This is a genomic window from Sphingopyxis sp., from assembly GCF_051861155.1.
Taxonomy (GTDB): domain Bacteria; phylum Pseudomonadota; class Alphaproteobacteria; order Sphingomonadales; family Sphingomonadaceae; genus Sphingopyxis.
Genome location: NZ_JBHYDE010000020.1, coordinates 282 through 564 on the forward strand (window position 1 = coordinate 282; position 283 = coordinate 564).

At 62.9% G+C, this 283-nt stretch carries 1 protein-coding gene; it reads left to right on the forward strand.

Annotated elements, in window-relative coordinates; translation table 11 throughout:
* Window positions 1-50: 50 nt before the first annotated feature.
* A partial coding sequence (locus ACTIFP_RS17680) for a sigma factor (protein WP_439569989.1) occupies window positions 51-283 on the forward strand: 233 nt, incomplete at its 3' end.

Genomic DNA, 283 nt, shown 5'->3' on the forward strand with positions numbered 1-283 from the left:
GCCAGCACTGGTTGCGGAGCTATTTCGGGCGGCGGGTTGCGCCTTCGCAGTTGGACGACCTCGTTCAGGAAACCTTGCTGGCGCTCCATCACAAGCTGGCAACATGGGATCCCACGCGCGCCTTCCTGCCCTGGCTCGCGGCGATCGCGCGCTACCGCTGGGTTGATCACTTGCGGCGGATATACCGGGCTAATGAAACCGAACTTGCCGATGAACTGATAGGAGCCGACGAGGAGCCAGCCATCGCGGCCCGGATCAGCCTGGAACGGCTGTTCGCCCAATT